The organism is Phaeovulum vinaykumarii, from assembly GCF_900156695.1.
Classification (GTDB): domain Bacteria; phylum Pseudomonadota; class Alphaproteobacteria; order Rhodobacterales; family Rhodobacteraceae; genus Bieblia_A; species Bieblia_A vinaykumarii.
Genome location: NZ_FTOM01000002.1, coordinates 743900 through 756594 on the forward strand (window position 1 = coordinate 743900; position 12695 = coordinate 756594).

Genomic DNA, 12695 nt, shown 5'->3' on the forward strand with positions numbered 1-12695 from the left:
CGATGGATTTCGCCCCCTATCCCCGACGACCGCGCGGTGGGCTCACGCTCTTGCCCATGATCAACGTGGTCTTCCTGCTGCTGATCTTCTTCCTGCTGGCCGCGCAGATCCGCCCCGCGCCGCCCTTCACGACCGAGCTGCCGGAACTTTCCGACCCCGCGCGGCTGGCCGAGGAGGCGCGCGGGCGCTTCACGCTCTATCTGGGCGCTGACGGGCGTCTGGGGTTTCGGGATCGGGCCGGAGAGGCCGCGCGCGTGCTGGCCGATCTGGCCGCGGCGCGCAGGGCCCATTGCGCGGTGCACGACTGCACGGCCGAGGCGCCCCAGCTGATCCTGCGCGCCGATCGGGCGGTGCCGGCCGCGCGCCTGGCCGGGCTTCTGCCCCGGATCGCGGGCGCGGGCTTCGGGCGCATCGCGCTGGTGGCGCAGGGGCGGGCCGCCGTGGATCGGACCTCGGGCGGGCAGGGGGGCGGGCAGGGGGGCGGCTGATGGCGGGACGGCTGGTCGAGATGACGGGCTTTGCGCTGCTGGCGATCGGGGCCCATGTGGCGGTGATGGCCGCGCTGCCGCCGATGCCCGGTGGGGCCTCCGGCGGCGGTGCGCGCGGCGCCGGCGCGATCACGCTGGTGGCCGCCGATGCCGCGACGGCCGCGCAGGTCGCGCGCTGGGAACGGGTGCAACTGCCCGAACCCGAACTGGTCCTGCCCGACACCCCGCCGCCCGTGGCGGTCGAACCTGCCCCCCCGCCGCCTGTGGCGGCAGAGACTTCGACGCCGCCCGTCGCGGCCCTGCCTGTCGTGCCGGTTCCCCCGGCTTTCGAAGCCCCGGCGTCCGAAGCCGCATCTCTGGACGCCCCAGACCCCGAGACTGCGGCCCCCGAGATTGCGGCCCCCGAGACTGCGGCCCCCGAGACTGCGGTCCCTGAAGCCCCGGCCCCCGATCCGGGTCTTGCGACCGCCCGCCCGCGCCCCAAGCCCGCGCGGCAAACGGCACCGCAGCGTCCCCGCTCCGATCCCGCGGCGAAGGCCGCCCCTGGAAAGACGGAGCCGGCGAAGGCGCCCCCCAGCGTGGCCGAGATCGCCCGCGGGCAGGGCGGCGCCGGTGCGCGCGGCGCGCAGGCGGGGGCGGCGTCGGCCCTGTCCGAGGCGCGCCGGCAGAGCGATCTGGCTGCCTGGGGGGGCAAGATCCGCAGCCGGATCGAGCGCGCCAAGCGCTATCCCACCGGCGCGCGCGGGCTGCGCGGACAGGTGACGCTGGTGCTGACGGTCACGCCCGCGGGCCAGATCGCGGCGGTGCGTGTGGCGCGGTCATCGGGTCATGCGCTTCTGGATCAGGCCGCGTTGCACGCCGCGCGCCGCGCCGGGCAGCTGCCGCGCGCCCCGGCCTCGCTGCGCGCGGCCAGCTACACCTTCACCCTGAAGATGAGCTTTTCCGGCTGACCGGCGCAGACACCGGCCCTTTTCCCCTCTGCGCATAAAAATTTGTAAACAATTTCAAGTTATTGTGCAGCAATAAGAACTTTTGGCCGGTCCGCGTCTTGTCCAACGCCACGATCACGGGAAACAACGGAAGCAATGCCGCGACGGTGACGAACGCGACAGACGGCGCCGGCGTGCCGTCTCAATCGGGGGCAAGCGTCACCGTCCAGACCACCAGCGCGACCGTTTCCGACACCGGCCATTTCTACGACGTCAACTTCGTGGACGGCGATGACACGCTGATCGGCGTGAACATGCCCTGGCCCAATCCGGCCAGCGGCGACACGCTGGGCTTTGACCATATCAACATGGGCTCGGGGCAGGATTTCGCCTCGCTCAGCCGCAGCGGCTTTTACAGCACGCTTGACATGGGCGGCGGCGACGACCGGCTGATCCTCGACAATTCCGGCGGCCGCGACGTCCTTCTGGGCGACGGCAACGACTTCACCCGTCTCGACATGAGCGGCGCCGACCGTGCCTCGGAGGAAGAACTGGCCCAGAAGGTCGGGCATGCGCCGATGGATCTGGACGGCGGCACCGGCAATGACACGCTGAACCTGGTGGGCGACTGGACGCTGACGCTTTCGGCGGGCAATTTCACGCTGGACACCGACGGCAACGGCTTTGGCGATACCACCACCTCGATCCTGCGTTCGGATCAATATGATCAGGTGGTGGGGATGCCGGCGCTTCTGGCCGGAACCGTGCGCTGGGGCGACACGATCACCCTGTCGGGCGGCGATACCGTCCTGGCCCAGGCGACCTTCGCCAATTTCGAGGATCTGAACGCCGTCTGCTTTACCGCCGGCACGCCGATCGCCACGCCCGCGGGCCCGGTCGCGGTCGAGACCCTGGCCGAGGGCGATCTGGTGGTGACGCGGGCGGGGGTGCGGCCCATCCGCTGGATCGGGCGGCGGCGGCTCGATCTGGTCGATCTGATGGCCAATCCCAAGATCCTGCCGATCCGGGTGGCGGCGGGGGCCTTTGCTCCGGGGCGGCCTGCGCGGGCCTTGCGCTTTTCGCCCCAGCACCGGCTGGTGGTGCGCTCGGCCATCGCGCAGGCCATGTTCGGCGCCCCCGAGGTGCTGGTCGCGGCGCGCCATCTGCTGGGGCTCGACGGGATCGAGGTCGACGGCGAGACCCGCACCGTGACCTATGTCCAAATGCTGCTTGACGAACATGCCGTCCTCGCCGTCGAGGGGATCGAGGCCGAGACGCTGTTTCCCGGCCCCCAGGCGCTGCGGGCGCTGCCCGCCGACGCCCGCGCCGAGGTCGAGACGCTTCTGCCCGGCTCCGGTGATGCTCCGGTGCGCCCGGCGCTGCCGCTTCTCAAGGGGCGGGACGCGCGGGCGCTGGCCGCACGGCACCGGCAGGCGGGCGAACCCCTTTGGTCCTGAGCGGGCGGGATCGCCTATGGTGGCTGCAAGGGCCGGTCAGAAGGACCGGGGCCGCAGAACGACAGGAGCATCGGGCATGGAAAGCAGCCTTCCCGAGGAGGAACGCCGCAAGGTGGTGATCCACATCGGCCAGGAGGTGGCCGATATCCCTCAGGTGCTGCCGCTGGTGCAGCAGATGCACAAGGAAAGCCTGTTTTCCGATCTGCCCTTCGATCAACCCCAGTTCGAGCGCATCTGCGGCTTCATCCGCGACAACCCGGGCTTCAACGGCGGGCTCTATGCCGAATATGACGGCGCGCCGGTGGCCTTTGCCTATTACGTCTTCCGCCCCTTCATGGGCAGCCGCAAGAGCTGGGTGACGGTGATGCATACGCTCTATCTGCGCGCCGATGTGCGCGCCACGCCGCTGGGCGGCTATATCTGGCAGCGCATCCTGATGGCGGTGCGGGCCTGGTCGGCGCCGCGCGGCTCCAGGGGGATCATGTTCAACGTCACCTCGGGCATCGCCATCGAGGAAACCGACACCGTCCTGCGCACCGGTGGCGCCACCCATCTGGGCGGCAATATTACACGACTTTGACTAGCCGACCTATAGATCATTAACCGACGTTTTTTGGGGCGTAAGTGGTTGCTGGTGTTAGATTATCAGAGATCTAAGACAGCTTCCCGGTGTAATGACTGTAAGCCTTACGGTGTCACAGGGTCACAAAAGGGGCACACCAGGGTCACAGCATGTGTCACGTCGCGTGACCCTGGTGCTCTTGCGCTAGTTCAGCTTCGAGGACGGGCAGCGGGCCTTGGCTTCCCAGCCTGCGGTGAAGGCGCGGAGCAGGGCCTCTTCCGCAAGCTCCCGATCAAGTGGCTCGAGCGGCAGAGGGATGTCGGGATCTTCCATCCAGAGATCGAAGGCGTCCTTGAGTTGGTCTTTGGTCATCTCAGCAAGGTCTCCAACTTGAAGATGTCGGTGGGGGTGAGCTTGGCGTATCGCAGGGTGGTGGATATGTTAGTGTGCCCCATCCAGTGCATGATACGCCGCAGGTCTGCACCACGTTGCACAAGGCGCGAGGCGCATGTGTGACGCATGGTGTAAAGCACGACGTCATCAAGGCCAAGGTGTTCGGCGGCCTGTCGGACATGTTCCGACGCTGTATCAGTCGTCAGGCCACCGAAAGGTCTGCTTTCACCTCTCTCCCGTGAGGCGAGGAACGCGGCCTTCGCTCGATCAGTGAGTGGCAGCACCCTTTGCCCCTTGCTCTTGGTCTTGGTGCGCATCAGGCTGATGACGGCCCGTGCAGTTCCTGTGGCAGGGTCGTTCACGTCCGGTGCCGTCCCTCCTGCGCTCTTCGATACCTCGGACCATTTGATAGGCAGGCCCTTGGTGCGCCCTACGAGCAGTTCTCCGGGGCGGCAGCCGGTGTCGATGAGAGCTTCAACAGCCTGGGCGGTGATCTCGCGGCCCCAGTGACGCAGTAGGGCGAGGATCTGTTTCTCCTCTTCGACGGTCAGAAAGCGCATCCTCGCGTTGTCTTCGGGTTTTTCCCCAATTCATGTGCGCAGTCGAGCTTTTGCAAAAGCGGCGCGACGACTTTCACACGCTGGTTCTGGCGCAGGACGCCGTGGCCTACGGCGACAAGCTGGCCGCGGGGCAGGGCTGGGGGCAGCGCGCGCTTCAGGCGCTGGATCTCGACCGTGACCGGCTGCATCTGCACGGGATGAAGCCGCGGCCGGACTATCTGCGCGTGCTCCAGGCCTCGAGCGCGCATGTCTATTTCACCGAACCCTTCGTCACCTCGTGGTCGCTGTCCGAGGCGCTGGCGGCGGGCTGTCTGGTCATCGGGTCGCTGACGCCGCCGGTCGAGGAGCTGATCACCGACATGCAGACCGGCATCCTGGTCGACATGGACGACCCCGAGGAGGTGGCCGACATGATCGAATGGGCGTTCGACCACCCCGCCGAGGTGGCCGCGATCCGCGCCCGCGCCCGCGCGATGATCTGCGATCGCTACGCGGCCGAGGGGGGCTTTGCCGACAAGGCCGCCCGTCTGGCGGCGCTGATTGCGGGCACGCGGACCGGGTGAACGCCAGCGTCCGGGCTACACCCATGGGGCGAACGGCGCGGTATCTGCTAAGGGGGCGAAGCGGCGAATGACGTCACGTCAAACCTGCGCGATCTCGGCGGGAGGGGGGCGGTTCACGGCACCCGTGCATCGCGGTGAATATCCGGAATAGTCATTTTAAAACATTTGTTTGACTGTAAACCCTAGTGCGCCCCCGAGACCCCGCCTGTCTGTCCTGCACCCCGCTGGGCGCCGGGCCGCGGGGGTCGCTTCTGGGTGGAAAGTGAACGGACCGGGTCGAATCCACCCTTGCAAACGCCCCGGCATCGGCATTTCATGCGGCCCGCGTCGTCGTCCGGTTCCAGAAGGCGATACGCCCAACTTATGGAGGTTTACCCATGAAATTCGCGCATCTCGTCGCGGCGTCCTCGCTGGCCGTGATGGCGGCCGCCGGAGCGCATGCCAAGACGCTGGTCTATTGCTCGGAAGGCTCGCCCGAGGGCTTTGACCCCGCGCCCTATACCTCGGGCACGACGTTCGACGCGACCGGCAAGGCGGTCTACAACCAGCTGGTGCAATTCGTGCCCGGCTCCACCGAGATCATGCCGGCGCTGGCCGAAAGCTATGACGTTTCGGACGACGGGCTGGAATACACCTTCCATCTGCGCCCCGGCGTCAAGTTCCATACCACGTCCTTCTTCACCCCCACGCGCGATCTGAACGCCGATGACGTGATCTTCTCGTTCGAGCGTCAGGGCGATGCGGACGATCCCTGGCACCAGTACGTTCCGGGGCTGAGCTACGAATATTACAGCGGCATGGAGATGCCCTCGGTCATCAAGTCGATCGAGAAGGTCGACGACCTGACGGTGAAATTCGTCCTGACCCGCCCCGAGGCGCCCTTCCTTGCCAACCTGGCGATGGATTTCTCCTCGATCCTGTCCAAGGAATACGCCGACAAGTTGCAGGCCGAAGGTCACATGGAAGACCTCAACAACCTGCCCGTCGGCACCGGCCCGTTCCAGTTCGTGGCCTATCAGAAGGATGCGGTGATCCGCTATCAGGCCTTCGACGCCTACTGGGCCGGCCGCGAGAAGATCGACAACCTGATCTTCGCCATCACCCCCGATCCGGCGGTGCGCATGCAGAAGCTGCAAGCGGGCGAATGCCATATCATGCCCTATCCGGCGCCGGCCGATATCGCGGCGCTGAAGGCCGATCCGAACCTCAAGGTGATGGAACAGGCCGGGCTGAACGTCGCCTATCTGGCCTATAACACCACCATCGCGCCCTTCGACAACCCGCAGGTGCGCACCGCGCTGAACATGGCCATGAACAAGCAGGCCATTCTGGATGCGGTGTTCCAGGGCACGGGCCAGGTGGCCAAGAACCCGATCCCGCCGACGATGTGGAGCTATAACGACGCGGTCGTGGACACGCCCTATGACCCGGAAGCGGCCAAGCAGATGCTGGCCGATGCCGGCGTCAGCGACCTGTCGATGGAAGTCTGGGCGATGCCCGTGCAGCGGCCCTACATGCCCAATGCGCGCCGCACCGCCGAGCTGATCCAGGAGGATTTCGGCAAGATCGGGGTCAATGTGGAGATCGTCTCGTATGAATGGGGCGAATACCTCAAGAAATCGACCGACCCGGCCCGCAAGGGCGCCGTGATCCTGGGCTGGACCGGCGACAACGGCGACCCGGACAACTTCCTGGCCGTTCTTCTGGGCTGCGCGGCTGCCGGCGACGGCGGGGCCAACCGTGCGCAATGGTGCAACAAGGAGTTCGACGACCTGATCCAGCAGGCCAAGGTCGCCGCCGATCACGAGACCCGCGTGAAGCTCTATGAAGAGGCACAGCTGGTCTTCAAGCGCGAGAACCCCTGGGCCACCATCGCCCATTCGACCGTGTTCATGCCCATGTCGGCCAAGGTGTCGGGCTATGTCATGAACCCGCTCGGCTCGCATTCCTTCTCGGGCGTGGATATCGCCGAGTAAGGCGGGGCACTTGAATGCAGGCGCGTCCGGGGGTAGCCCCGGGCGCGCCTCGTATGTTTCGGGAAATCCATGATCAGATTCATCCTCGGCAAGATCCTCTATCTGGTGCCGACCTTCATCGGCATCACCATCGTGGCCTTCGGCTTCGTGCGGCTGTTGCCGGGCGACCCGGTGCTGTTGCTGGCCGGCGAACGCGGCATCACGCCCGAGCGCCACGCCGAGCTGTCGCATGCGCTGGGCTTCGACCGCCCGATCTGGGTGCAGTATCTCGACTTCGTGTCGGGGCTGTTCCAGGGCGATTTCGGCCTGTCGCTGACCACCAAGAAACCCGTGCTGGACGAATTCCTGACGCTGTTTCCCGCCACGATCGAGCTGGGTCTCTGCGCCATCGTGCTGGCCACGTTGATCGGCATTCCGCTGGGCGTGCTGGCGGCGATCAAGCGCGGAAGCTGGTTCGATCAGATGTCGATGGGCACCGCGCTCGTGGGCTATTCGATGCCGATCTTCTGGTGGGGGCTTTTGCTCATCATCCTGTTTTCCGGCATCCTGAAATGGACGCCGGTCTCGGGGCGGATCGACCTGCTCTATTACTTCCCGAACGGCACCGGCTTCATGCTCTATGACGCGCTGATGTCGGGACAGAAGGGCGCCTTCGTGTCGGCCCTGCGCCACCTGATCCTGCCCTCGATCGTGCTGGCCACGATCCCGATGGCGGTGATCGCGCGGCAGTCACGCTCGGCCATGCTCGAGGTGCTGGGCGAGGATTACGTCCGCACCGCCCGCGCCAAGGGGATGAGCCCCTTTCGCGTGGTCTCGGTCCATGCGCTGCGCAACGCGCTCATTCCGGTGGTGACCACGATCGGCCTTCAGATCGGCATGCTGATGGCCGGCGCCATCCTGACCGAAACCATCTTCTCGTGGCCCGGCATCGGCAAGTGGATGATCGATTCCATCTCGCGGCGCGACTACCCCTCGGTGCAGGGGGGGCTTTTGCTGATGGCCGGCGTCGTGATGGTGGTGAACCTGATCGTCGATCTTCTCTATGGGGTCATCAACCCCCGCATCCGACATTCCTGAGGGCGCCATGACTGACGTGACCCCGACCCCCACCCGATCCGAGCGCGCGCGGCTCCTGCGCGATTTCTGGTTCTATTTCTCCGAAAACCGCGGCGCGGTGATCGGCCTTGCGGTCTTCGTGGCGCTGGTGCTGCTGGCGATCTTCGCGCCGCTGATCGCGCCGCATTCGCCCACGCTCCAGCACCGCGACCTTCTGCTGACGCCGCCGGCCTGGGTGGCGGGGGGCAATCCCGACTTCCTGCTGGGCACCGATGCGGTGGGGCGCGACATCCTCTCGCGGCTGATCTTCGGGGCGCGGCAATCGCTGTTCATCGGCTGCGTGGTCGTGTCGATCGCGCTGTCGGGGGGTATCCTCCTGGGCCTTGTCGCGGGCTTCTTCGGCGGCTGGGTCGATGCCGTCATCATGCGGGTGATGGACGTGATCCTGGCGTTTCCGTCGCTGCTGCTGGCGCTGGTGATGGTGGCGATCCTGGGGCCGGGGCTGATGAACGCGATGATCGCCATCGCCATCGTGCTGCAACCCCATTTCGCGCGGCTGACCCGCGCTGCCGTCATGGCCGAGAAGAACCGCGAATATGTCATGGCCGCGCGCGTGGCCGGGGCGGGGCGGCTGCGGCTGATGTTCCGCACCATCTTGCCCAATTGCCTGGCGCCGCTGATCGTGCAGGGCACGCTGTCGTTCTCGAATGCGGTGCTCGATGCCGCGGCGCTGGGCTTTCTGGGCATGGGCGCCCAGCCGCCGACGCCCGAATGGGGCACCATGCTGGCCGAGGCGCGCGAATTCATCCTGCGCGCCTGGTGGGTGGTGACCTTCCCCGGCCTGGCCATCCTGATCACGGTGCTGGCGATCAATCTGGTGGGCGACGGGCTGCGCGATGCGCTCGATCCCAAGCTGAAGCGGAGCTGAGACCATGGCCCTTCTCGAAATCCGCAATCTCTCGGTCAGCTTCGCCACCTCGACCGGCCTCTTCCACGCCGTGCAGGGCATCGACATGTCGGTCGACCCGCGCGAGGTGCTGGCCGTCGTCGGCGAAAGCGGATCGGGCAAGTCGGTGGCGATGCTGGCGACGATGGGCCTTCTGCCCGACACCGCCACGATCACCGCCGATGCGCTGCGCTTCGACGGGCGCGACATGCTGAACCTGAGCGCGGCCGAGCGGCGCCGGATCATCGGGCGCGACATCTCGATGATCTTTCAGGAGCCGATCGCCTCGCTCAATCCGTGCTTCACCGTGGGCTACCAGATCGAGGAAGTGCTGCGCGTCCATCTGGGGCTGGGCAAGCGCGAACGCCGGGCCCGGGCGATCGAGCTTTTCGCGCAGGTGGGCATTCCTCAGCCCGAGGCGCGTCTGTCGAGCTATCCCCACCAGATGTCGGGCGGGCAATGTCAGCGGGTGATGATCGCCATGGCGATTGCCTGCAAGCCCAAGCTGCTGATCGCCGACGAGCCGACCACCGCGCTCGACGTCACGATCCAGAAGCAGATCCTGGATCTGTTGATGACGCTTCAGGAGGAAACCGGCATGGGCATGATCATGATCACCCATGACATGGGCGTGGTGGCCGAGACCGCCGACCGCGTGGTGGTGATGTTCAAGGGCCGCAAGATGGAGGAAGCGGGCGTGCTGGAGATCTTCGAGGCGCCGGCGCATCCCTATACGCGCGCGCTGCTTGCGGCGCTGCCGGAACTGGCCACGGGCGACCGGCTGCCCACGGTGTCCGATTTCGTCGATGCCGAAGCCCTGGCGGGGGGTGCGTGATGATGGAGACCCGGACCAATCCCCCCGTTCTCGAGGCCTCGGGCATCGTGCGCGACTATCCCGGCGCGGGGGGCCTGTTCCGTCGCGCCCGGCCGGTGCGCGCGCTCAAGGGGATCTCGTTTGCCGTCGAACAGGGCCGGACGCTGGCCGTGGTCGGCGAAAGCGGCTGCGGCAAGTCCACGCTGGCGCGCATCATCACGCTGATCGACCCGGCGACCGAAGGCACGCTGAGGATCGACGGCCAGCCGGTCGATATCGCCCGCGAGACGCTCTCGCGCGAGATGCGGCGCAAGGTGCAGATCGTGTTCCAGAACCCCTATGGCTCGCTCAACCCGCGCCAGAAGGTGGGCGACATGCTGATGGAACCGCTGATCCTGAACACCGCCGACAGTGCCGCCGAACGGCGCGAGAAGGCGATGGCAATGCTGGTCAAGGTCGGCCTGGGCACCGAGCATTTCCACCGCTATCCGCACATGTTCTCGGGCGGGCAGCGCCAGCGGCTGGCCATCGCGCGGGCGCTGATGGTCAACCCGCGGCTGCTGGTGCTGGACGAGCCGGTCTCGGCGCTGGATCTGTCGGTGCAGGCGCAGGTGTTGAACCTGCTGGCCGACCTTCAGGAGGAATTCGACCTGACCTATGTCTTCATCAGCCACGACCTGTCGGTGGTGCGCTACATCGCCGACGAGGTGATGGTGATGTGGCTGGGCGAGGTGGTCGAATACGGGTCGCGCGATGCGCTCTTCGGCGATCCGCAGCATGACTATACGCGCACGCTTTTCGCCGCGACGCCGGTCACCGATCTTGCCGCGATCCGCGCCCGCATCGCGCGCCGCCGTGCCGCCGGGATCGGGACGGCCGGGATCGGGGCCTGAGGCCCCTCGGGCCGGGCCGGCAGGGGGCGGCGGAAACGCGCGCGCGGATGCTGTGATGCAGTGATGCTGTTCGGCGGCCGGGCCTGTCAGCCGAACAGCATCCGCGCCACGTCGCGCTGTTCGGCCCAGGCCATGTCCAGCCCCGCATGCAGGCTGTCGGCCTCGTCCTCGATCCACAGCCGGATCGCCTGACCCGTGACCCGCATGGCCCATTCCGCCAGCATCTGCGACAGATGTTCGGGGGCGGTGGGCATCCGCCGGGCCAGGGTGGCGGCCAGATCCTCGGACAGGTTCAGAAGCAAGGTCTCGAGCAGATGCTTGAGCCGGGGCGAGCTGTGCCCCAGCGCCGTCAGATGCTGCAAGATCTCGCGGTCTTCGCGCAGCTGGTCGAGATGCACCCCGAGGAACGTCTTGAGATCGGCGCCCAGATGGCCGGTGCCCTGCGCCAGATCGGCCAGCGCGTCCTCGGGGAACCCCGGCGGCACGCCCATCGCCGCGGCTTCCTTGTTCGGGAAATAGTTGAAGAAGGTCCGCGTGCTGATGCCCGCGCGTTCGGCGATGGCCTCGGTGGTCACCTCGTCAAGGCCGCGCGCGTCGGCCAGCCGCAGCGTGGCCAGCTGAATCTCGCGCGCGGTCTGCAACCGGCGGCGTTGACGTAACGAAAGCGTCATGCGTCTTTCCTTGCACACTGTGCAAAGTATGCACATAAAGAAGCAAGTTGCAAGATTCCCCCGCGTGCCCAGTTCCCACGCGTGCCCCAGTTCCCACGCGTGCCCCAGTTTCCCCGCGTGCCAGCTCGCCGCACCCCGGAGCCCCTCATGACCCTGACCACAACCGCCCCTGCCTGCCGTTCCGAACGGCCCGCCGCCGCCCTTCTTCTCCTGTCCCTTCTGCTGCCGCTTTTCCTGGCGCTGAGCGGGGCCGCCGCCGCCCAGGAGGGGGCCCCGCCCGCCAAGGTGGGCGTGATGGAGATGACGCGGGCCGAGGTGGCGCAGACCACCGTCCTGCCGGGGCGCGCGGTGGCGTTCCAGAAGGTCGATCTGCGCCCGCGCGTCGAGGGCGTGGTCGAGGACATCCTCTATACCCCCGGCCGTCCGGTGAAGGCGGGCGACCCGATGTTCCGCATCGACGACGCGGCCTATCGCGCCGAGGTGGCCGCGGACCGCTCCGAGCTGACCAAGGCGCGCGCGGCGCTGGAGCTGGCGCGCTCGGCCTATGCGCGGGCGTCGCAGCTCGAGGGCAGCGGCTACACCGCCGCCGAGGTGGAAAGCGCGCGCGCCGATCTGGCCGAGGCCGAAGCCAGCGTCGAGGCCGCCGAGGCCGCGCTCGATTACGCGCAGACGCAGCTGTCCTGGACCACCATCACCAGCCCGATCCACGGGGTGCCCGATGTCGCCGCGGTGTCGGTGGGCGATCTGGTCACCGCGGGTCAGGCCGATGCGCTGACCACGATCACGCGGCTGGACCCGATCTATGTCGACATGATCGAGGCCAGCGCGCGCATGCTGTCCCTGCGCAGCCGCATCGCCGGGGGCGAGCTTCACCGCTCGAACCGGCTCGAGGCGCGGCTGGTGCTTGAAAACGGGCAGGTCTACGAAGGCGCGGGCGAACTGGTCACGCCGGGCGTCAGCGTGGCGACCTCGACCGGGACATTCACCGCGCGGTTCCGCTTCGACAACCCCCGCCGGATGATCCTGCCGGGCATGTTCGTGCGCGGCGAAGTCGTGGTGGGCTCGGTCGATGCCTTCCTGGTGCCCCAGCGTGCCGCGACGCGCGCGGTCACCGGGGCGCTGACGGTCTATGTCGTCGATGACACCGGCCACGCGCGCCAGCTCAGCCTGACCGAGAGCGGCAGCAGCGGCAATGCCTGGATCGTCGAGGACGGCCTCGAGGAGGGCGCGCAGCTGATCGTGGACGGGCTCAAGAGCCTGCGCGACGGCCAGGCGGTCATCCCCGAGCTGTCGGTGATCGACGCCGAAGGTCTGGTGCAGCCGGCGCCCGAAACCCCCGACAAAGCCGCAAACCCCGACACTGCCGCAACCGGCACAAAGGACTAGA

The 12695-nt window shown here is 67.3% G+C and carries 14 protein-coding genes; 11 read left to right on the forward strand and 3 right to left on the reverse strand.

What is annotated here, in order from left to right; all coding sequences use genetic code 11:
* The first annotated feature begins 2 nt into the window (after nt 1-2).
* The 4 genes from BW949_RS07765 (at nt 3) to BW949_RS07780 (ending at nt 3454) form a co-directional block, all read left to right on the forward strand.
* Nucleotides 3-488: a biopolymer transporter ExbD gene (locus BW949_RS07765; protein ID WP_076364649.1), complete on the forward strand. Its 486-nt coding sequence runs from the start codon at nt 3-5 to the stop codon at nt 486-488.
* Nucleotides 488-1438 (forward strand): TonB family protein, encoded by a 951-nt coding sequence (locus BW949_RS07770; RefSeq protein ID WP_076364651.1) that lies wholly within the window; start codon nt 488-490, stop codon nt 1436-1438. Before BW949_RS07765 ends, BW949_RS07770 begins: the two co-directional genes overlap by 1 nt.
* Before the next feature lie 146 nt (nt 1439-1584).
* A complete protein-coding gene (locus tag BW949_RS07775) occupies nt 1585-2874 on the forward strand; it encodes a Hint domain-containing protein (protein ID WP_143524422.1) in 1290 nt (429 codons plus the stop codon).
* A 76-nt stretch (nt 2875-2950) separates the two neighbouring features.
* A complete protein-coding gene (locus BW949_RS07780) occupies nt 2951-3454 on the forward strand; it encodes a hypothetical protein (protein ID WP_076364655.1) in 504 nt (167 codons plus the stop codon).
* Nucleotides 3455-3640: 186 nt separating this feature from the next.
* Here the strand turns inward: BW949_RS07780 and BW949_RS17030 are convergent, their stop codons facing one another.
* Together BW949_RS17030 and BW949_RS07785 are read right to left on the reverse strand one after the other, a co-directional pair.
* A complete protein-coding gene (locus BW949_RS17030) occupies nt 3641-3808 on the reverse strand; it encodes a hypothetical protein (RefSeq protein WP_159440053.1) in 168 nt (55 codons plus the stop codon).
* Complete coding sequence (locus tag BW949_RS07785) at nt 3805-4389, reverse strand: site-specific integrase (protein WP_076364656.1); 585 nt, start codon at nt 4387-4389, stop codon at nt 3805-3807. The genes BW949_RS17030 and BW949_RS07785 overlap by 4 nt, the downstream gene beginning before the upstream one ends.
* 32 nt (nt 4390-4421) lie before the next feature.
* Here BW949_RS07785 and BW949_RS07790 point away from each other — a divergent pair, with 32 nt between their 5' ends.
* The 6 genes from BW949_RS07790 to BW949_RS07815 all read left to right on the forward strand — a co-directional run bounded on the left by BW949_RS07790 (nt 4422) and on the right by BW949_RS07815 (nt 10637).
* Nucleotides 4422-4952, forward strand: coding sequence for a glycosyltransferase (locus BW949_RS07790; RefSeq protein ID WP_083947641.1), 531 nt, complete (start codon nt 4422-4424; stop codon nt 4950-4952).
* A 377-nt stretch (nt 4953-5329) separates the two neighbouring features.
* Nucleotides 5330-6928 carry an ABC transporter substrate-binding protein gene (locus BW949_RS07795; protein WP_076364660.1) on the forward strand — a complete coding sequence of 533 codons (1599 nt, stop codon included), beginning with the start codon at nt 5330-5332 and terminating at the stop codon, nt 6926-6928.
* A gap of 69 nt (nt 6929-6997) precedes the next feature.
* Complete coding sequence (locus BW949_RS07800; protein ID WP_076364662.1) at nt 6998-8005, forward strand: ABC transporter permease subunit; 1008 nt, start codon at nt 6998-7000, stop codon at nt 8003-8005.
* A 7-nt stretch (nt 8006-8012) separates the two neighbouring features.
* Nucleotides 8013-8912 (forward strand): ABC transporter permease subunit, encoded by a 900-nt coding sequence (locus tag BW949_RS07805; protein ID WP_076364664.1) that lies wholly within the window; start codon nt 8013-8015, stop codon nt 8910-8912.
* A 4-nt stretch (nt 8913-8916) separates the two neighbouring features.
* Nucleotides 8917-9765 (forward strand): ABC transporter ATP-binding protein, encoded by an 849-nt coding sequence (locus BW949_RS07810; protein WP_076364666.1) that lies wholly within the window; start codon nt 8917-8919, stop codon nt 9763-9765.
* 2 nt (nt 9766-9767) lie between these two features.
* Complete coding sequence (locus BW949_RS07815) at nt 9768-10637, forward strand: dipeptide ABC transporter ATP-binding protein (RefSeq protein ID WP_076364940.1); 870 nt, start codon at nt 9768-9770, stop codon at nt 10635-10637.
* Between the two features lie 86 nt (nt 10638-10723).
* Here the strand turns inward: BW949_RS07815 and BW949_RS07820 are convergent, their stop codons facing one another.
* On the reverse strand, nt 10724-11308 hold the full coding sequence (locus tag BW949_RS07820) for a TetR/AcrR family transcriptional regulator (RefSeq protein WP_083947642.1): 585 nt from the start codon (nt 11306-11308) through the stop codon (nt 10724-10726).
* A 147-nt stretch (nt 11309-11455) separates the two neighbouring features.
* Between BW949_RS07820 and BW949_RS07825 the strand changes: the two genes are divergently transcribed.
* Complete coding sequence (locus BW949_RS07825) at nt 11456-12694, forward strand: efflux RND transporter periplasmic adaptor subunit (protein ID WP_083947643.1); 1239 nt, start codon at nt 11456-11458, stop codon at nt 12692-12694.
* The last annotated feature ends 1 nt before the right edge of the window (nt 12695 follow it).